This window comes from Myxococcus sp. CA051A (assembly GCF_013336705.1).
In the GTDB taxonomy this organism is placed as follows: Bacteria; Myxococcota; Myxococcia; order Myxococcales; family Myxococcaceae; genus Myxococcus; species Myxococcus llanfairpwllgwyngyllgogerychwyrndrobwllllantysiliogogogochensis.
Window position 1 is genome coordinate 416,560 of sequence record NZ_JABUMS010000003.1, and the last position, 17,948, is coordinate 434,507.

At 70.9% G+C, this 17,948-nt stretch carries 15 protein-coding genes; 6 read left to right on the forward strand and 9 right to left on the reverse strand.

Annotated features, from left to right (window positions below):
* Nucleotides 1-7: 7 nt before the first annotated feature.
* From HUA74_RS11680 to HUA74_RS11690, 3 genes are all read right to left on the reverse strand, one after another.
* The gene (locus HUA74_RS11680; RefSeq protein ID WP_174454617.1) at nt 8-1,219 is read right to left on the reverse strand and encodes an RDD family protein; all 1,212 of its coding nucleotides are present in this window, start codon (nt 1,217-1,219) and stop codon (nt 8-10) included.
* 195 nt (nt 1,220-1,414) lie between these two features.
* Nucleotides 1,415-1,681, reverse strand: coding sequence for a GlsB/YeaQ/YmgE family stress response membrane protein (locus HUA74_RS11685; RefSeq protein ID WP_141649274.1), 267 nt, complete (start codon nt 1,679-1,681; stop codon nt 1,415-1,417).
* Between the two features lie 110 nt (nt 1,682-1,791).
* Nucleotides 1,792-2,526: a 16S rRNA (uracil(1498)-N(3))-methyltransferase gene (locus HUA74_RS11690; RefSeq protein ID WP_174454618.1), complete on the reverse strand. Its 735-nt coding sequence runs from the start codon at nt 2,524-2,526 to the stop codon at nt 1,792-1,794.
* Nucleotides 2,527-2,774: 248 nt separating this feature from the next.
* Between HUA74_RS11690 and HUA74_RS11695 the strand changes: the two genes are divergently transcribed.
* Nucleotides 2,775-4,109: an adenylate/guanylate cyclase domain-containing protein gene (locus HUA74_RS11695; RefSeq protein WP_174454619.1), complete on the forward strand. Its 1,335-nt coding sequence runs from the start codon at nt 2,775-2,777 to the stop codon at nt 4,107-4,109.
* A 306-nt stretch (nt 4,110-4,415) separates the two neighbouring features.
* Here HUA74_RS11695 and HUA74_RS11700 read toward each other — a convergent pair whose 3' ends face one another.
* From HUA74_RS11700 to HUA74_RS11715, 4 genes are all read right to left on the reverse strand, one after another.
* Nucleotides 4,416-4,931: an Mpo1-like protein gene (locus HUA74_RS11700; RefSeq protein WP_141649277.1), complete on the reverse strand. Its 516-nt coding sequence runs from the start codon at nt 4,929-4,931 to the stop codon at nt 4,416-4,418.
* 22 nt (nt 4,932-4,953) lie between these two features.
* Nucleotides 4,954-5,442: a DUF962 domain-containing protein gene (locus HUA74_RS11705; RefSeq protein ID WP_141649278.1), complete on the reverse strand. Its 489-nt coding sequence runs from the start codon at nt 5,440-5,442 to the stop codon at nt 4,954-4,956.
* 136 nt (nt 5,443-5,578) lie between these two features.
* Nucleotides 5,579-6,637: an AraC family transcriptional regulator gene (locus HUA74_RS11710; protein WP_174454620.1), complete on the reverse strand. Its 1,059-nt coding sequence runs from the start codon at nt 6,635-6,637 to the stop codon at nt 5,579-5,581.
* A gap of 46 nt (nt 6,638-6,683) precedes the next feature.
* The gene (locus HUA74_RS11715) at nt 6,684-7,199 is read right to left on the reverse strand and encodes a DUF1993 family protein (RefSeq protein WP_141649109.1); all 516 of its coding nucleotides are present in this window, start codon (nt 7,197-7,199) and stop codon (nt 6,684-6,686) included.
* Nucleotides 7,200-7,337: 138 nt separating this feature from the next.
* Here HUA74_RS11715 and HUA74_RS11720 point away from each other — a divergent pair, with 138 nt between their 5' ends.
* Nucleotides 7,338-8,462: a metal-dependent hydrolase gene (locus HUA74_RS11720; RefSeq protein ID WP_174454621.1), complete on the forward strand. Its 1,125-nt coding sequence runs from the start codon at nt 7,338-7,340 to the stop codon at nt 8,460-8,462.
* Between the two features lie 283 nt (nt 8,463-8,745).
* Here the strand turns inward: HUA74_RS11720 and HUA74_RS11725 are convergent, their stop codons facing one another.
* Nucleotides 8,746-9,612: a 50S ribosomal protein L11 methyltransferase gene (locus tag HUA74_RS11725; RefSeq protein WP_174454622.1), complete on the reverse strand. Its 867-nt coding sequence runs from the start codon at nt 9,610-9,612 to the stop codon at nt 8,746-8,748.
* A 40-nt stretch (nt 9,613-9,652) separates the two neighbouring features.
* On the opposite strand from HUA74_RS11725, the gene HUA74_RS11730 reads away from it, so the two are divergent.
* Nucleotides 9,653-10,015: a hypothetical protein gene (locus tag HUA74_RS11730; protein ID WP_141649112.1), complete on the forward strand. Its 363-nt coding sequence runs from the start codon at nt 9,653-9,655 to the stop codon at nt 10,013-10,015.
* Nucleotides 10,012-10,977 (forward strand): hypothetical protein, encoded by a 966-nt coding sequence (locus tag HUA74_RS11735; protein WP_174454623.1) that lies wholly within the window; start codon nt 10,012-10,014, stop codon nt 10,975-10,977. Before HUA74_RS11730 ends, HUA74_RS11735 begins: the two co-directional genes overlap by 4 nt.
* A 135-nt stretch (nt 10,978-11,112) precedes the next feature.
* On the opposite strand, the gene HUA74_RS11740 is transcribed toward HUA74_RS11735, so the two are convergent.
* Nucleotides 11,113-13,713, reverse strand: a complete 2,601-nt coding sequence (locus HUA74_RS11740; protein WP_174454624.1) for a pitrilysin family protein — start codon at nt 13,711-13,713, stop codon at nt 11,113-11,115.
* 195 nt (nt 13,714-13,908) lie between these two features.
* On the opposite strand from HUA74_RS11740, the gene HUA74_RS11745 reads away from it, so the two are divergent.
* Both HUA74_RS11745 and hemW read left to right on the forward strand, forming a co-directional pair.
* Nucleotides 13,909-16,710, forward strand: coding sequence for a plectin 1 isoform 8 (locus HUA74_RS11745; protein WP_174454625.1), 2,802 nt, complete (start codon nt 13,909-13,911; stop codon nt 16,708-16,710).
* 13 nt (nt 16,711-16,723) lie between these two features.
* On the forward strand, nt 16,724-17,929 hold the full coding sequence (gene hemW / locus HUA74_RS11750) for a radical SAM family heme chaperone HemW (RefSeq protein ID WP_174454626.1): 1,206 nt from the start codon (nt 16,724-16,726) through the stop codon (nt 17,927-17,929).
* Nucleotides 17,930-17,948: the final 19 nt, after the last annotated feature.

A 17,948-nucleotide genomic window follows, 5' to 3' on the forward strand; every position in this document is an offset into this window, starting at 1 on the left:
CGGTGAATCAGCTGGGTTGAACGACGAAAGTGGACGTCAGCTTGTCATGGAGCGTCTGCCCACGGCGATCAAAGAGCGCCATCCAGAATCCGCCCAGGAACAGGACGAAGGAGACGCTGGCGAGCAGCGCCCGCACGATGGCCCGACCCGGAGCGGGCGCCAGTCCATGCGTGTCCACCAGGCGGAGGCCCAGGAGCAGCCGGCCCAGCGTGCGTCCATTCCAGAGAAAGGCCGCCACCGCGCAGTACACGAGCGCCAGGATCAGCACCAGGAAAAAGCCCGGCAGCAACACCGTGTGCAGCGCGCGCAGCCACGCGACGAAGCCGTCCAGGCCCGTCAGCCCGGCCACGGGCGCCTTCGTCCCCGTCACCGACGAGGCGAGGGTGATGTAGAGCGCCGCCACGCCAGCGATGGCCGCCGTGTCGATGGTGAACGAGAGCAGCCGGCGCCACAGCGACGCGGGACGGGCATGCACTTCCGCGACACCCGGCTGAGACGGAGTCCGGACTGACGGGGGACGCGGCTTCTCCGCGCGAGGCGCGCTCTCCGCCATCACGGGAAGCCCTGGCAGGGTATCCACGGACTCCAGCGGAGGAAGGCTGACGGGGGCCGCGGCCGGGGACTCCATCCGGGGAAGGCCCGGGGCGGGGGCCGCCGACTCCATCCGAGGCAGGCCCGGCGCGGGAGCCGGAGCCGCCGTCCGAGGCAGGCCGGGGGCCGGAGAGGCCACACCAGGCAGGGGGTGCGCCGCCAGTGCGCGCGCCGCCGGCGGCGTGCCGTACGCGGGCGTCAGGGGAGACATGGAGGGCTGCGCCGGAGGAGGCGGGGGCGGCACGTCCGCAGCGAACGCGCCACCACCCTGTGCCCACGCGGGCTGGGCGGCCGGCGGAGGAGGTGCGGCGACAGCCGGGTGGGCGGGCGCGGGCCGGGCGGCGGGCGTCATGCCCGGAGGCGTGGGGCGCTTGACGCCTGGCTGCTGCTGAGGCGCGGCGACACGGGGCGCGGCGGGAGGCGGGAGCGGGCCGGCGAGGGGCGCCACGGACGGCGGCGGCGAGGGCGGGACGAAATCGGCGTCCCGGATGGTGGGCGCCTCATCGCGCTCGCCGGCTCGGCGGTCGATGCGGAGGTCACGGTCCAGCAGGCTCGGCACCGCGGGCACCGCGGGCGGACGAGCTTTGGCGGTGGCGCAGGCTGAGCACTCTCCGACGGGCGGCAGCATGGCACCGCACTTCATGCACTTGGACAACGGACTCCTCCGGGCTGACTACGGCGGGTGCCATGAAAAGACGTCCGCACGCGAGGAGCAAGAAAAGTGGCGAGCCCCCGAGGTCCCTTGGTCGAGGAACCGTCAGGGGCTCGTCAACGCAGGCGCCCACCTGTCCCCTGGGGAACGGCAAGTGTGGAACGCCTCACGCTAGGCGTGGACGCGGCGCCGTCCCACTGCCCCGACAATCAGGAGCACGACGATGGCACCTAGCACCGACATGATGATGCCTGACGGGCGCAAATCGAAGAGGCGGCCATCCCGCGTGAAGAGGGACCCAATCAAACCGCCGAGCAGCGAGCCCACCATGCCCAGCAGCGTCGTCGCCAGCAGGCCCATGCTCTGCTTGCCGGGGAGGATGGCGCGAGCGATGAGGCCCGCGATGAGGCCGATGATGATGAATGCGATGATCCCCATGAACCCTTCTCCTGTTTGTGGGGACCCGAGAGGTCCCAGACGGCACAAACGTAGGAACCGGCAACCGAAGGTGGGAACCCGTGTGGAACGGGCGCTCGACTGGCCCCCTGCTAACCAAGCTCACCGTCGAGGTGCATCATCACCGCCAGGGCGGCCAGGGCGGCCGTCTCCGTGCGGAGGATGCGCGAGCCCAGCGTGACGGGCCGGGCGCCGAGCGCCTTCAGCGCCTCCACTTCCTCGCGCGCCAGTCCGCCCTCGGGGCCCACCACGAGTGCCACCGGCGTGCCAGCGCCCGACGCTCGGAAGGCCTCGCCCAGTGGCACCGCGGACTCCTCCTCGTCCAGCACCAGCACCACCGTGCCCGGGGCCAGCGTCTTCGCGGCCTCGGTGAGCGTGCGAGGGACGTCCACGGTGGGCACGTCGTCGCGGCGACACTGCCTGGCGGCCTCCTCCACGATTTTCGTCCACCGCGCGGTGCGCTCCTGGGCCCGACGGGGCTCCAGCTTCACCACGCTGCGCACGGTGTCCACGGGAAGAAACGCGGTGGCGCCCAGCTCCGTGCCCTTTTGCAGCACCCACTCCAGCTTGTCGCCCTTGGGGAGCCCCTGGAGCACGCTCACGGCGCGGCGCGCGGGAGCCTGCCGCATGGTGCCCAGCCGCACGCGCACGGCTTCCGCGTCCACGCCCGTCACCTGTCCGTCGAAGGAGCGCCCCTTGCCGTCGAAGACCTCCAGCGCATCGCCCACGCCCAGCCGCAGGACATGAACGACGTAGTGGCGGCGGTCACCCGTCAGCGCCACTTCGGCGGGCGCGGGTTCCGGAATGGGGGCGAAGAGGCGGACCACGGGGTGTTCTCCAGCGGGGCGAGGTGAGTGTCTCGAGGCCCCGCGTCAAGGCGGCGACTTCAACAGCAAGCCGCCGTCCGACGCCAGGGCTCGCTGGGCTTTCCAACTTGAGGCACCATGGGTGAGCCGCGCTTTCGCGGCGAGTCCTCGGGCCCGTCGGGTGTGGGGGAGGACGCACCGACGTGACGACGGGTGGACCGGGAGCGCGAGCCCCTGGCCTTGAAGCGGAAGGAAAGGGACTCGCATTCATGGGCCGAAGCGACGAGGTCCTCGTGCCAGGCAGGGACACCGCGGTGGCCCGCTTCGCGTTGAGCCGCGCCAACGAGGAGTTGGTGCTGGCGGAGAGCTCGCTCCGGGGCGAGCGGCGGGTGGCCTGGGTTCGGCTCGCGCTGATGGCGTTGCTGTCGCTGAGCCAGGGCGGCATCGCCCACGTCACCGGGGAGCCGCTTCCGCCGCACGACTTCCAGCGCGTGCTGGCCATCGTGTTGTACGGGCTGTTCTCCGTCGTCGCGCTGCTCGTGCTGCGCCGACAGCGTCCGCACCTGCGTCATGCGCGGTGGCTGCCGGTTCCCACCACGGTGGCGGACACCAGCTTCTTCGCCTTCATGGGGTGGCATGCATGGGCGCGCACGGGCCAGTTCGACGCCGGGATGCTGGGCGCGAGCATGGGCATGGTGCTGGTCTTCTCCGTGGCGCGCTTCTCGTGGCTGCATGTGCTGCTGTCCACGACACTGTCGTCGGTGGGCTATGCGCTCGTCGCGGGCATGTCCGGGCACGGCACCTGGTCCAGCACCAGCTTCGTCGTCTTCTGCTACGTGACGCTGGGGCTGCTCATCGCGATGACGAACGCGGAGGTGGGGAGCATGTTCCTCCGGCTGCGGCGCCGTGATGGGCTTTCGCGCTTCCTGCCGAAGCAGGTGGTGGAGCGGGTGATGCAGTCGGGGGACACGTCGCTCCAGCCCGTGCAGCGCGAGGTCACCATCCTCTTCAGTGACATCCGCGACTTCACGATGTTGAGCGAGACGCTCCCTCCGAGGGAGGTGCTGGAGTTGCTCGACGAGTACTTCGGCCAGATGACCCACATCGTGATGACGCGAGGGGGCATCGTGAACAAGTTCCTGGGGGACGGGATGCTCGCGTGCTGGGGCGTGCCGGACTCGAGCGAGGACCACGCGGAGCGGGCCATGCGCGCGGCGCTGGACATGCGCGAGAAGCTGGGCGAGCTCAACGCGCGTCGGGCGTTGCAGGGCCTGTCACCGCTGCGCATCGGGATTGGGCTGCACACGGGGGTGGTGGCGGCGGGCATGCTCGGGGGCGCGGAGCAGCACGAGTACACCGTCATTGGTGACGCGGTGAACCTGGCTTCACGGGTGGAAGGGCTCACCAAGGTGCACGGCGTGGATATCCTGGTGAGCGAGAGCACCTGGCTGCGAGGAGGAGGAGACTTCACCGGCAGGCGGCTGGGCGAGACTCACGTGAAGGGACGCCGCGAGGCGGTGGTGGTGCATGCGCTGCACGGCCACGTATCGGGTGCGCCCGTCGAGGTTCCGCCGCCTCCCGCGCGCATCGCGAGCGGCTCATAGCGGACGACGCAGCGGCGCCAGTCGCGTGTGTTCACGTAGCACGAGGCTGGCGACACGCCGCTCCGGTCGTGGCGGGCTTCACTTCGCTCGACGCGGTGCCGAGGCTGGCGAATACGCCGCTCCGTCGTTGGGTGCTTCACGTCGTGCGACGCGGTGCCGAGGCCGGCGACACGCCGCTCCGTCGTTGGGTGCTTCACGTCGTGCGACGCGGTGCCGAGGCCAGAGACACGCCGTTCCGTCGTTGGGTGCTTCGCGTCGTGCGACGCGGTGCCGAGGCCGGCGAGGTGCCGCCCCGGCCGTGGTGCTTCACGCCGTGAGCGTCGCTGGCTGAGGTCCGCCTGCCGTGACGCGGGCGTGCAGTCCGCGCTTCAGCCCCATCCCGAAGAGGACGAGGGTGAGCAGGTAGACGGGCTCGATGAAGAAGAGCAGTGGGCCGCCGAGGGACAGGCCGTGGGTCTTCTTCTCGAGGACGATGTGCGCGCCGACGACGAGCGCGAAGCGCACCACCATGACGGAGACGGCGACGATGGCGACGGTGGGGCCCGGCAGGTGGCCCACTCCCAGCGCGGCGTTCAGCGTGGGAATGAGCGGCAGGCTCATGAGGATGCCCGCCGTCCACTCCAGCGAGACGGCGTAGAGCGCCACGGCGGCGACCAGCACATGCGCCGCCGACAGCTCCGTGCCACCCACGGAGAACCGCACGAGGCCGAGCGGCACGAGCAGGGCGAAGATGAACATGTACGCGCCCAGGAAATGAACCGCGCGGCTGACGCGGTTCTCGTGCAGGGGCATCCAGACGCGCAGCTTGTCGGCGAAGCTCATGGGGGCGTGGGGACAGCGGTGCTCAGGCGCGCGCCGGGGCGCCAGCCTGGGGTTGGGGCTTGATGACGTAGTCGCCGAAGAGGACCGCGACGAAGAACAGCGGACCCACCAGTGCGTGGACCAGGTTGGTGAGGAACGACGGGGACTTCTTCTCCCAGACGGCATGGCCCGCCAACTGGATGAGCCAGCCGAACACGGCGATGGCCACCACGCTCCACGTGGGCATCAGCCGGCCGATGGGGAAACAGGCCGCCATGAACGCCACCACCACGAGGCCCAGCTTCACGTCCGCGCGCAGGTACCAGATGGCCGTCAGCGCCAGCGCCACCATGCCCAGCGTCAACACACCACCGGGCAGCACGGGAACGGCCACGAGCTTCACCCAGTCCAGCATCGCGATGATGTGCAGCACGATGACGGGGATGGCGACCTTGTGAGTCAGCCGGTTGATGGGGTGCTGATGCGACGAGTAGTAATCATCGAAGAGGGCGGCGACCTGGGGCTTGAGCATGACGTCCTCCGGACGGGGGTAGGGGCTTTTTGGGAAGTTAGGTGAAGTCGTGACGGGTGTCCTGGCGGCGCACGCCAATCTCCTGGCCGAAGACGCCACGGGTCGGCTGCCCCGCACCTCTCCCACCGCGCGGGACTCAGGGCCGCTCGGTGCTCTCGCGCCAGACGCGCGGCGTCATTCCCGTCCACCGCTTGAAGGCGCGGTCGAACGTGCTCAGCTCGGAGTAGCCCAGCAGGAAGGCGACCTGGCTCACTCCCAGGTTCGCGTCGCGCAGGTACTGGAAGGCCAGCTCTCGCCGCACCGCGTCGACCTCGTCCTGGAATGACGTGCCGAGCTCCGTGAGTCGGCGCTGGAAGGTGCGGGGGCTGACGTGGAGTCCCTTGGCCACATCACTGACTTGGGGCGCCCCGTCCCGCAGCGAGGCGCGGATGACGTCGCGCACGGCCTGGACGAAGCCGGGCGCGTCCGGGGGAGCCGGGGGCGTGGGTGCGCTGACGCCACTGGCGGCGCGCTCCAGGACGGAGAGGAGGGCGGGGTCCGCGCCCACCACGCGCAGGTCGAGCGCGGTGGCGTCCAGCGAGAGGGCGTTGCGTCCTCCGCCGAACGTCGGGGTGACGCCGAAGTGCTCCACCAGCGGCGCGATGTCTGGAGGCGCGGGGTGGGCGAACGCGACGGCGCGAGGCTTCCACGGGCGCTCGGTGAGCTGGCGGCCGACGTGGGTGAAGAGGGCGAGGCCGTACTCACTGGCGTGACGGCCGTACGCGAGCGGGGCTCCGGCGATGCCGTAGGCGAAGGTGCCGCCGCCGTCCGCGTCGTCGGTGAACGACGCGAGCCACGCGGGCTCCAGCAGCGCCATGTACCGCGCGAGCGAGCGGAAGGTGTCGCGCACCGTGGGCGAGGCCCGGGCGATGTACTCGACGAGCCCGTAGTTGCCGCGCGGCACGCGCTGGGCGACGTGGAGTCCGAGGAAGGCGTCCTGGGAGAGGGCCTCCGCCGCGTCCAGGAAGGCGTGCAGGGTGGGGAGCGGGACGCTGACCTCGGGAAGGGTGCCAGCGTCGAGCGGCAGGCCGAATCGCTCCACCAGGGGCGCCGGGTCCAGGCCCGTGGCGCGCAGGTAGGCGAGCAGCGGGCCCACGAGTTGGGAGCGGACCTCGTCCGGGGGCTTGGGCGGCGGATGAGAGGGTGGGGGCTCCACGCGGCGGGGACGCTAGCGCGTTCGGAGCGTGGAGCCCAAGAGACGTTCAGCGCGGCTCGAAGGGGCCGATGAAGTCCTGCTTGCCGATGCGCACTCCATTGTGGCGGAGGATGTCGTAGGCCGTGGTGACGTGGAAATAGAAGTTCGGCAGGCCGAAGGTGAACAGGTAGTCGTCTCCCTGGAAGTCGCGCTTGTAGTCCCCCGCCGTGAGCGTGACGGTGCGCTTCTCGCTGCCCTGGAGCGTCGAGGCGTCGATGGACTTCAGGAAGGCGACGGTCTTCGCGATGCGCGCGTGCAGCTCGTCGAAGGTCTTCTCGGTGTCCGGCATGCGCGGGGCGGGCACGCCGCTCAGGCGCTCGGCGGTGGCCTTCGAGGTGTCGCTGGCGCGCTGCACCTGGGCCACGAGGTTGAGCATGTCCGGCGCCAGCTTCGCGTCGAGCAGGGTCTGCGGGTCGACGCCGTTCTCCTTCGCGTGCTGGGCCCCCTTTTCGAGCAGGGTGGAGAGCACGTTGAGGGCTCGGATGAAGACGGGAATCGACGCCTGGTACATCGAGATGGACATGGAAGGCTCCAGGCCGTCACGGGCGGACGGCGGTTCTTCGAGGCGCGACTGTCTAACGCGTCCCTCATTTTCGTGCCGGGCAGAGAAGGTGACGCGAGGTGTCGAGGTCCGTGTGGGAGTGAAGTACCCTCAAGACGGATGGACAATCTCGCTCACTCGCTGGTCGGAGCCTGGATGGCGGAGGCGGGGCTGAAGCGCTACACGCCGCTGGCCACCGCTACGCTCGTCATCGGCGCGAATCTCCCGGACGTGGATGCGGTCTTCGCCCTCGCGGGCTCGGACGCGTCGCTGTACTGGCGTCGAGGCTGGACGCATGGGGTGCTCGCGCTGTCGCTCTGGCCCTTCGTGCTCACGGGGCTGATGTTGTTGTGGGACCGCTTCGTGCGAAGGCGCCGGCGGCCAGACCTGGCTCCCGCGCGCGTGGGGCCGCTGTTGCTCTTGTCCACGGTGTCGGTGCTGAGCCATCCCGCGCTGGACTGGCTCAACACCTATGGTGTGCGGCTGCTGATGCCGTTCGACGGGACGTGGTTCTACGGAGACACGTTGTTCATCGTCGACCCGTGGGTCTGGCTGCTCGCGGGAGCGGCCGTCATCATGGCGGATGCGCGCACGCGGAAGTCCGTCGCGGGCTGGCTCGTGTTGGGCGTGGCCACCACCGCGCTCGTCACCATTCCAGGTTTCGTTCCCTGGCCCGCGAAGGTGCTCTGGGCCGTGGGTGTCGCGGCCATCCTCTGGCTGCGCTTGAAGGGCACGCAGGTGGTGTCCACCCAGCGCGTGGCCACGGTGTGCGGCGTGGGACTGGTGCTCTATCTGGGCGCCATCCTGCTGGGCTCCCAGGTCGCCGCGCCCAGGGCCCAGGAGTGGCTGAAGGCGCGGGGGCACTCCGTGGAGCGCGTCATCGCGGGGCCGGTGCCCGCGAATCCCTTCGTGCGAGACCTCATCGCCCTGGGGCCGGACCGCTACCACTTCGTTCGCGCGGACTTCCTGCGCGGCGGTGATGAGCATCTTGAAATGAGCGGGCCGACGCTTCCTCGCGAGCCGAACCCCGGGCCCGTCATCCAGGCCGCACTCGCGGCGCCGCATCTGCGTGGCCTCGCCAACTGGCTGCGTTTGCCCACGTATCAGGTGGCACAGACGGAGGCCGGGTGGCGCGTCACGATTGATGACGTGCGCTACTCGCGCTCGCAGAGCGGAGGACTCGGCTCCGCCGTCGTGGAACTCGACAAGGAATTGCGGCTCGTGAAGCGCCCGACCGTCGAGTAACCCTCCGCGCGCGCGGGCGCGTGGCCACACGCTGTCGTGCCCACTCCGCATCGAGGAGTCTCGCCACATCCCCGAAGCCGCCCACTCGCGGGTGAGGACGCCGCGCGAGCCACATCCCTGAAGGAGCCCACTCGCGGGTGAGGACGCCGCGCGAGCCACATCCCTGAAGGATCCCACTCGCCGGTGGGGGCATCGCGCGAGCCACATCCCCGAGGCGGCGCTTCGTGGGCGCCGTACGTCCAGGCTCGCGTGGTCGCCGCACGCGAGCCCTCGCTCGGGCACTTCAGCGCTTCAAATCGATGCGCACCCACTCGCCCTGCGTCGCACCGGGCAGCACGGTGAAGCCCTGGTTGCGGTATGCGGCCTCCACGTCCGCGCGCTGATGAGACAGCACGCCCGCGAGCACCAACCGGTCCTTCGCCTTGAGCGCGATGAGCGGCGCCAACTCGATGAGCGTGTTGGCGAGGATGTTGGCCAGCACCAGGTCGAACGTACCTTCCACCGCCGTCAGTTCCTTGCCGGACACGTCGATGTCGGGCGTGCCGTTGTCCGCCAGGTTCTCCTGCGCCAGCTCCACCGACGTCGGGTCGTTGTCCGTGGCGACGACGCGCCCCGCGCCCAGCTTCTTCGCCGCGATGGCGAGCACACCCGTGCCGGTGCCCACGTCCAGGACGCTCGCGCCCGGATGGTCCGCCATGAACGCATCCACCGCCGCCAGACACAGCGACGTGGTGGGGTGGTCGCCCGTGCCGAAGGCCATCTTCGGCTCAATCACCAGTCGCACCGCCCCGGCGGGGGCATTGCCCACGTCCCACGGCGGCCCCACCCACAGCCGGCCCACATGGACGGACTTGATGAGCGACTTCCACTCGTTGCTCCAGTCCTGCTGGGGCTGCTCGTCCAGGCTGAGCCGGGCCGAGGGGTAGGACTCGGCGACCTCTTCGCGGGCGGCCTCGGCCGTCTCGCGGTCCTCGAAGTAGCCAATGATGATGTTCTCGCCCACCGGCGGAGCCTTCACGCCGGGCATGGGGGGAGTCTCCCGGTCTCGTACCTCGAGGCCGAGCGCACCGGACTCGTGGAGGAGGTCCTGTACGGCCTCGGACGCTTCCTCGGGCAACTCCACGGTGAGTGACAGATAGGTCTGGGACATGCGGGCCCTTTTACCGCGCCGTGCGTAGCGTGGGAGCGCCGTGAGACACCTGTTCATCTTGTGGCCGCTGGCCTGGCTGACCGCCTGCTCCGGCCCAGAAGCGCCCGACGCCGCCGTCTGTCGGGATGTCGTCAACCGCCTCTGCGAGACGTCGGCCTGTCCCGGCGTGGCCGAGCAGCTCGCCGTGGACACCCGCTGCGAGGCCACCCTGTTGGAGCGGACCGGCTGCGGCTCGGAGGACTTCACCTTCTCCGTACCCACTCGGGAGCGGGTCCTGGACTGCCGGGTGCCACTCATCCGGGAGGGGACCACCCCGGGGCGCACGCCCACCTGTGGGGATTCGGCCCGGTTCCTCGTGGACTGTCCGGACGTGACGACCTTTTTCCGGGGGGAAGTGCCATGAAGCGGTGGGTGGCGTCGGCGTTGGTGCTGTCGGTGGGGTGTACGCCCCTGGATATGGAGCGGCGCACCGAGCGAGGCCCCGTCCTGCGCACGTACCTCCAGGAGACGCAGCTCGGGGAGCGCATGCCCTTCGCGCGCACGGAGGTGCGGTGGCCCCAGCTCTCCCTGCGTTTCTTGACGGCGGACATCTGCCGCACCGAACAACACGCCGAGTACACCGAGGACATCATCACCACCCGCTCCGCGCCAGGCGCGGCGGGGGCGGTGAGCTCGGGGGGGGTCCTCACCGCCGTGGGTGGCTTCCTGGTGCTGGGGCGCACGCTCTTCTCCAACACACCGGACAAGGACTCCATCGACCGGAGTGGCCACTACGGTGCCCCCAGTCGCGATGTGGCGACGACGTGGGGCGTGGTGCTGCTGTCACTGGGCGTGCCCGCGGTGGTGGCGGGCATCATCCAGCTCCACCGGGGCGGCGAGACGAAGGAGACGCGCAAGGCCGACGAGATGGTGGCGTTGCGTGAGGTGCCCTGTCAGCCGCAGCCCGCTGATGGCGTGGTGGAGCTGGCGGGCGGCAATGGCCCTCCGCCCGAGCCGCGTGCCACGCTGAATGGGGCGCTGGTGCTGAGCGCCGACGAGATGCGGACGATGAGCTTCTCGGGCCTGCTGTTGGACGGAGCCCCGGTGCTGCTCCATGACGAGGACCGCTCGCGGATGGAGACCTTCCGCACCTGCGCCTCGCTGCTGGCGGCGCCGGTGGACCCGGAGGCGCTGGCCCGCGAGGCCAAGACGCATCCGAACCGGCTTCGCACCAAGCGGGAGCTGGTCCGGGCCTGCACGACGCTGCCGGGGGCTCCGGCGGGTCCGTTGCTGGAGGCCATCGACTCCGCGCTCTCACTGGGGACAGGCGTCGAGCCGGAAGCGAAGCCTTCGCCTTCTCCACCCATGCCAGGCACCGACCTCTGAGTCAGCACGGGTCACCCGCGAGCCCGGAGCGAGAATGCGAAAGGGCCCACCCTCGCGAGAGAGCGGGCCCCTGAGGCTCCGATGAGTTCAGCGTGACGCGGGGCCCACCCTCGTGGAAGAGGGCGGGCCCGCGACTCACGGACCGACGACGGTGAGCACGCTCTTGTCGAAGTCGATGACCTGACGCGCCACCTCGAGCACCTGGTCCGACGTCACCGCGGCGATGTGCTCCGCGTAGTGCAGGAAGTTGTCCAGGTTCAGCCCGTAGACGGTGTCCATGGCCATCATCCCCGCGCGCGCGCCGTTTCGCTGGAGCGCGATTTCGTGCGTGCCGATGAGGTTCTGCTTCGCCCGCTCCAGCTCCTCCTCGGGGATGCGCTCGTCACGGATGCGCTTCAACTCCGCGCGGATGCCGTCCAGGGCCGCGTCCACCTTCTCGGGGCTCGTGCCCATGTACGCGGCGAAGTAGCCCGGCTCGATGCCCTCGACGCCGAAGCTGCTCACGCTGTACGCCATGGAGCGCTTGTCGCGCAGCTCCACGAAGAGCCGGCCGCCCTGCCCTGAAAGCACGCCCGACAACGTCTCCAGCGCGTGGCGCTCCGGGTCGTTGATGCGCAGCCCCCGGAAGCCCATCACCAGATGCGACTGCGCCTTGGCCAGCACGCGCTTCTCCTGGCGCGCGGCCTCCAGCGGACCCTCGGCGGTGACCTTCGGCGCGGCGGCGGCCTTGCCTCGCGAGGCCCCGAAGTACTCCCGCGCCAGCGCGAGCACCTCGTCCACCTTCACGTCACCCACCACGGTGAGCGTGAGCTGGGACGGGTCCATGTAGCGAGCGTGATACGCGCGCAGGGCCTCGGGCCCCAAAGCCTCCACGGACTCCTTCTCCCCGAGCGTCGGCAGCCGGTACGGATGTGTCCGGTACAGCGTCCGGTTGAACAGGTCGAACGCGAGGCTGGACGGCTTGTCCTCGCGGGTGAGGATGTCCTGGAGCATCAGCGCGCGCTCGCGGGCCACCTCCACCTCGGGGAACGAGGGGTTGGACAGCGTGTCCGCGAACAGGCGGAAGGCCGACTCGAAGTGGCGCGAGAGGAACTCGCCCCGCAGGTTCACCGAGTTGCGCCCGCTCAATCCGCCCATGCTGCCCGCGTAGATGTCCACGAGCTGCGAAATCTCCTCCGCGTCCCGCGTCGGCGTGCCTCGCGTCAGGCTGCGCGACAGCAGCGTGGTGAGGCCGTTGTCGGCGGACGTCTCGTAGCGCAGGCCGCCCATGAAGGCCGCGCGCATGGCGAACAGCGGCACCGCGGGCTCCACGCGCACCATGATGGTCGCGCCCGAGGGCAGCTTCTCCGTGATGATTTCGCTGGGGCCCTTCGTCTTGGCCCCCAGGCGCAACGAAGGCTCTCCCACGGAGACCTTGCTCGCCTTGCGCTCCGGAGGCGCGGCGACGGGGCCGCGTTCCACCCGGTCCAACACCGCGTGGACCTGGTCCTCCGTGAAGGTCGTGCCGTGCGGCAGAAGCCCGGTGACGGTGGCGTGGTCGAAGCGCAGGTACTTCTCCGCCGCCGCGCGCACCTGCTCCGCCGTGAGGGAGCGGATGCCCTCGTAGTAGCGCGCCTCCGCCTCCAGGCTGCCCATGCCGGACTGGTAGAAGCCCATCTTCCGGGCGATGCCCTGCACCGTCTCGCGCTGGTAGACGGCCTCCGCCTCCAGCAGCGCCTTCGCCGTGGACAGCTCGTCCGCGGCCACCGGCGTCACGCGCAGCGTGGCCAGCGCCTTCGAGGCCTCCTCCAGCGCCCGCTCGAGGTTGCCCGGCTGCAGCGTCATCGACATCGAGAACAGGCCCGGGTCCTGCGGCGTGTAGGAGAACGCGTGGATGTCGTTGACCAGGTTGTGCTTGCGCTTCACCTCGCGCGTCAGGCGGGAGGCGTCACCCTGGCCGACAATCATCGCCAGCACGTCCATCGCGGGCGTGTCCGCGTGCGAGGCCTCGGGGATGGGGAAGGCCATGTGCAGCCAGGCCTCCTTCACCTCGTCCGGGCGCAAGAGCACGCGGCGGCCGGTGGGCGTGGGCTCCTCGGGACGCTTCCCCGCGCCCTCGTACGGACGGCCCCAGTCCCCGCCGAAAATCTCGTCCACCCACCCGCGCAGCTCCGCCTCGCTCAGGTCTCCGGAGACGGAGAGCACCAGGTTCTTGGGCGTGTAGTAGCGGTGGTAGAACTCCAGCACCTTCTCCCGCGTGAAGCTCCGCACGCTCTCCGCCGTGCCGAGCACCGGCAACCGGTACGGATGCGTCTGGAACACGGTGGAGAACAAGTCGCGCGACGCGCGCCGCGAGGGCGTGTCCTGGCTGCGCTTGATTTCCTCGCACACCACCTCGATTTCGCGCGCCAGCTCCTCGGCGTCGAAGGAGGAGCGGCGCACCGCGTCCCCGAGGATGTCCAGGCCCGTCCGGGCGAACTGGCTGGCGATGACGATGTGGTAGACGGTCTGGTCGTACGACGTCCAGGCGTTGATTTCGCCGCCGTGGGCCTCCACGTCGCGGGCGATTTCGCCGGGGCCTCGCCGCTCGGTGCCCTTGAAGAGCATGTGCTCGTGCAGGTGGGCCAGGCCCGCCTGGTCGGGGCGCTCGTCGGCGCTGCCGACCTTGACCCAGACCTGGAATGCCGCGACCTTGGCGGCGTGGTTTTCGTCGAAGACGACGGTGAGCCCGTTGGGAAGCGCGTAGCGGATGGCCATATAGGAGCGTCCGAAGCTGGCACTCGCCCCCCAGGAGGGCAAGGCGAGGTGTGATGTTTCCCCCACTGGCTAACGCCCGGGGGCCCCGGCGTCGAGGGGTCCGTGCGGCCTCCCAGCGTCCAGGAGCCCGAACCGACCTGTCTCGTCACGCGTCCCTGGTAGGCCGCGCCGCCGGGCGGTAACCTGCGAATGCCCATGCCGTCACCTCCGGAAGAGGTGGATCCGCTCGCGGACCTGCGCGACAGCCTGGACCTGGAGGACACTGGCGTCCAAGCGGCCCCCCCCGCCCCCACCGCCGCTGCCCCCTCCAGGCCCCAGCCCAAGCCCCCGCCCTCGGCGCCACCGCCCGCTGCCCCGCCCCCTCTGCCCCCTCGCCGTCCGGCCGCTTCCGCGGTCTCCGCGTCGGTGGGCACGGGTGCGTCCAAGCCCGCGGCCACCCCGGCCCCGGTTTCGCGGGCGGTGCGGGTGCCCGGCAATGACCCCTTCAACGAGGCGTCCGAGCCCCGGATGCCCATGGGGGGCTCGCCAGAGGACAAGCTGGAGTACTTCCGGGCGGTGGTCCGGCAGAAGACGGAGACCCTGGCCCGCGCCCGCACGCTGTACGCGGAGCGCGACGGGGAGGTGAACGGGCTGAAGCAGTCGCTCACCCAACTGCGCAAGGAAGCGGCGGAGGCGAAGGCGCAGCTGTTGGCGGTGAAGGACTCGCCCGCGAAGCTGGTGCAGACGTCGGAGGCGCTGTCGGGCGCGGAGAAGCGCGCCGCCGAGGCTGAGGCGAAGCTCGCCGGCCTGGAGGCGGAGCTGGCCTCGTTGGAGGCGGACCGCAAGGACCTGTCGCGCGCGCTGGCGGAGGTGGAGTCGGAGATCCCCCGGCTGACGGCGGAGCTCCAGGACGAGCGCGAGTCGCGGGGCGCGGTGGCCGAGGAGCTGGTGGGCGCCAAGGAGGCGCTGTCGCTGGCGCAGGACCGCGTGGCGGAGCTGGCGGCGGAGAAGTCCGAGTCGCAGGGCGCGCTGGAGGCCGTCCAGGAGCAGTACCAGCAGGTCGTCGCGGACGTGGAGCGGCTGGGCGGCGAGCTGGAGGAGATGACGGGCGAGCGCGACTCGCTGAGCCTGCGCGCGGGGCAGTTGGAGACGGCGCTCGCGGAGGCGCAGGGCGCGCTGAGCGCGGTGGAGAGCGAGAGCGACTGGTCCAAGAGCTCGCTGGAAGAGGCGCAGGGACGCGCGCAGACGCTGGAGCAGGAGCGGGACGAGGCGCGCCGTCAGCTCGCGGTGGTGGAGGAAGGGCTGCGCACGCTCCAGGGCCAGACGGCCGAGCTGGAGAAGGCGCTGGCGCTGAAGGACGCCGAAATCGTCGGGCTGCGAGCGGCGCTCACCGCGCGCACCACGGAAGCGGCGGAGCTGCCCGTGTTGCGGCAGGCGCTGGAGGGGCGCGCCTCGGAGCTGGCGCGGCTGACGTCGCGTCTGGAGGCGGAGGAGGCGCGCGCGACGGAGCGTGCGCAGGCGCTCGAAGAGGGGCTGTCGCAGGCCGGTGAGCGGGCGTCGGTGGCGGAAGGGGAGGCGGCGGCGCTGAAGGAGGCGCTGGAGGCGCTGGAAGTCGAGCAGGTGGCGCTGCGCGACAGGATGGAGGCGGACGCGGCGGCGCTGGGCGAAGCGGCTCAGCAGGCCGAGGCCAAGGTGGCCGAGTTGACCTCGGCGCTGGAGGCGGCGCAGGTCGAGCGCGAGGCGCTGAAGAAGCAGGTCGGCGTGGCGGAGATGAAGGCGGCGACCACGGACGCCGAGCGCGTGGGACTGGCCGCGCGCGTGTCGATGCTGGAGACCGCCTCCGGGCAGCGCGAGGCGGAGCTGGCGCGGGTGCAGGGCGTGCTGGCGCAGGCGAAGGAAGACGTGTCGCTGGAGCGCGTGCGTCGCGAGGCGGCGGAAGCCGAGCGCGCGGACGCACAGGTGCGGGCCGCGGAAGAAGAAGCGCGCGCGGACTCGCTGGCGGCGGGGAAGGGCGGCACCGAGGCGGAGCTGGCGGAGCTGCGCGATGAGCTGGAGGCCACGCGCGCGGAGGCGGACAAGGCGGAGCGGCTCCAGCAGCGATTGAAGATGCTGGAGGGCGCGCTGGAGTCGGCCAAGGCGGAGGCCACCAAGGCGGCGCAGGCGGCCCAGGTCGCGCAGGCCGCGAAGCAGAAGGAGACCGAGGCGAAGCTGGCGCAGGTCGAAGCGGCGCAGGCGAGTGCCTTGAAAGAGGCCGCCGAGAAGCTGGCGCAAGCCGAGGCCGCGCAGGAGCGCAAGCTCAAGGACCTCGAAGCGAAGCTCTCCCAGGCCGAGACCGCCCAGGCCAGCGCGCTGAAGGCGGCCGCCGAGAAGCTGACGCAGACCGAGGCCGCGCAAGCGAGCGCGCTGAAGGCGGCCGCCGAGAAGCTGACGCAGACCGAGACCGCGCAAGCGAGCAAGCTCAAGGACCTCGAAGCGAAGCTGACGCAGACCGAGGCCGCGCAGGCGAGCAAGCTCAAGGACGCCGAAGCGAAGCTGACGCAGGTCGAGGCCGCGCAGACGAGCAAGCTCAAGGACGCGGACGCAGCGCGGTCCGCGACGGAAGCGAAGCTGTCTCAGGCGGAGTCTTCGCAGGCGGGCAAGCTCAAGGACCTCGAAGCGAAGCTGGCTCGGGCGGAGGCCGCGCTGGAGGAGTCGCGCGGCGCGAAGGCGGGGCAGGCGAAGGACTCGGACGCGGCGCGAGCGGCGGTGGAGGCGAAGCTGACGCGCGCGGAGTCCTCGCTCCGGACGGAGCAGGAGGCTCGCGCGGCGCTGGAAGCGAAGCTTGTCCAGCTCGAGAAGCAGGCGAGCGGAAAGCCCGCTGGCGGCTCCGGCGACTGGGAAGCCGAGCGGGAGGGGCTCAAGGCGGACGCGGCGAACCTGAAGCGAAAGCTGATGGCGGCCGAGACGGCGCTCGAAGCGGCGGCTGGCTACAAGGCGAAGATCGCGAAGCTCGAAGCGCAATTGAAGGGCCGGAAGTAAAGGTTTGCCCCTCATGCCGTTCGACGCACCAGTGGACCCGCTCACGGGGATGGCCGCGGCCCGCTTCGGGCTGTACCTGCATTTCCCCTATTGCCTCGCGAAGTGCCCGTACTGCGACTTCGCGGTGGCGGTAGCGAAGCAGGTGCCCGAGGAGCGCTATGCGAACGCGGTGCTCGCGGAGCTCGACACGCGGCTCGCGGCGTCGCCCGAGCTGCGCTCGAAGCCGCTGGAGTCCATCTTCCTGGGCGGCGGCACGCCTTCGCTGTGGCACCCCCGCTACGTGGCCCGCGTGCTGGAGGGCATCGCCGCCAGGCTGACGGTGTCGCCCGGCGTGGAGGTGTCGCTGGAGGGCAACCCGGAGCGCGCCGACGCGGAGCGCTTCGCGGGGTATCGGGCCGCGGGGGTGAACCGGCTGTCGTTGGGCGTGCAGTCCTTCCGCCCGGAGACGCTCAAGGCGCTGGGCCGCGCGCACGACGCGGCGCAGGTGGAGCTCGCCGTGGAGCTGGCCCGGCGGGCGGGCTTCCCGGTGGTGTCCATGGACTTCATCTACGGCGTGCACGGGCAGAGCGTCACGCAGGTGGAGGAGGACGCGCGACGGGCGGTGGCGCTCGCGCCGGAGCACCTGTCCACGTATGCGCTGACGGTGGAGCGAGAGGTGCTGGCGGAGGACACGCCGCTGTCCAAGCGCCTCAAGCGCGGCGAGCTGGAGCTGCCCGCGGACGACGACGTGGTGGAGATGGCCCGGGTGGTGCGCGAGGTGTATGGCGCGGCGGGCCTGCGCCGCTATGAAGTGTCCAACCACGCGCGGGAGGGCTTCAGCTCCCGGCACAACGCGCTCTACTGGACGGGGGGCGAGTACCTGGCGCTGGGCGTGGGTGCCACGGGCATGCTGCTGACGCCCGAGCCCTCGCGCTACGTCAACGTGCGCAGCCCGGAGAAGTACCTGGGCGAGGTGGAGGCGGGCCGCTTGCCGGAGGAGGGGCGGGAGGCGCTGGGGCCGGAGGAGCTGTTCGCGGAGCGGCTGTCCATGGGCTTGCGGCTGGTGTCCGGCGTGGACTGGGAAGTGGTGTGCGAGCGGTACGGGCAGTCGGTGGAAGCGCGGCGGGTGGAGGTGGCGCGGCTGGTGGAGCACGGCTTCGCGACGCTTACGGGTGGGCGGCTGGCTTTGACGGAAAAGGGCGCGGACGTACACAGCGCCGTCTGCGCGCGGCTGCTCTAGTCAGCGGCGCGCGCGAGGG

Coding starts and splice junctions, on each gene's coding strand:
- HUA74_RS11680 (WP_174454617.1), bottom strand. CDS start 1,219: ATGCTGCCGCCCGTCGGAGAGTGCTCAGCCTGCGCCACCGCCAAAGCT.
- HUA74_RS11685 (WP_141649274.1), bottom strand. CDS start 1,681: ATGGGGATCATCGCATTCATCATCATCGGCCTCATCGCGGGCCTCATC.
- HUA74_RS11695 (WP_174454619.1), top strand. CDS start 2,775: ATGGGCCGAAGCGACGAGGTCCTCGTGCCAGGCAGGGACACCGCGGTG.
- HUA74_RS11700 (WP_141649277.1), bottom strand. CDS start 4,931: ATGAGCTTCGCCGACAAGCTGCGCGTCTGGATGCCCCTGCACGAGAAC.
- HUA74_RS11705 (WP_141649278.1), bottom strand. CDS start 5,442: ATGCTCAAGCCCCAGGTCGCCGCCCTCTTCGATGATTACTACTCGTCG.
- HUA74_RS11715 (WP_141649109.1), bottom strand. CDS start 7,199: ATGTCCATCTCGATGTACCAGGCGTCGATTCCCGTCTTCATCCGAGCC.
- HUA74_RS11720 (WP_174454621.1), top strand. CDS start 7,338: ATGGACAATCTCGCTCACTCGCTGGTCGGAGCCTGGATGGCGGAGGCG.
- HUA74_RS11725 (WP_174454622.1), bottom strand. CDS start 9,612: ATGTCCCAGACCTATCTGTCACTCACCGTGGAGTTGCCCGAGGAAGCG.
- HUA74_RS11735 (WP_174454623.1), top strand. CDS start 10,012: ATGAAGCGGTGGGTGGCGTCGGCGTTGGTGCTGTCGGTGGGGTGTACG.
- HUA74_RS11740 (WP_174454624.1), bottom strand. CDS start 13,713: ATGGCCATCCGCTACGCGCTTCCCAACGGGCTCACCGTCGTCTTCGAC.
- HUA74_RS11745 (WP_174454625.1), top strand. CDS start 13,909: ATGCCGTCACCTCCGGAAGAGGTGGATCCGCTCGCGGACCTGCGCGAC.
- hemW (WP_174454626.1), top strand. CDS start 16,724: ATGCCGTTCGACGCACCAGTGGACCCGCTCACGGGGATGGCCGCGGCC.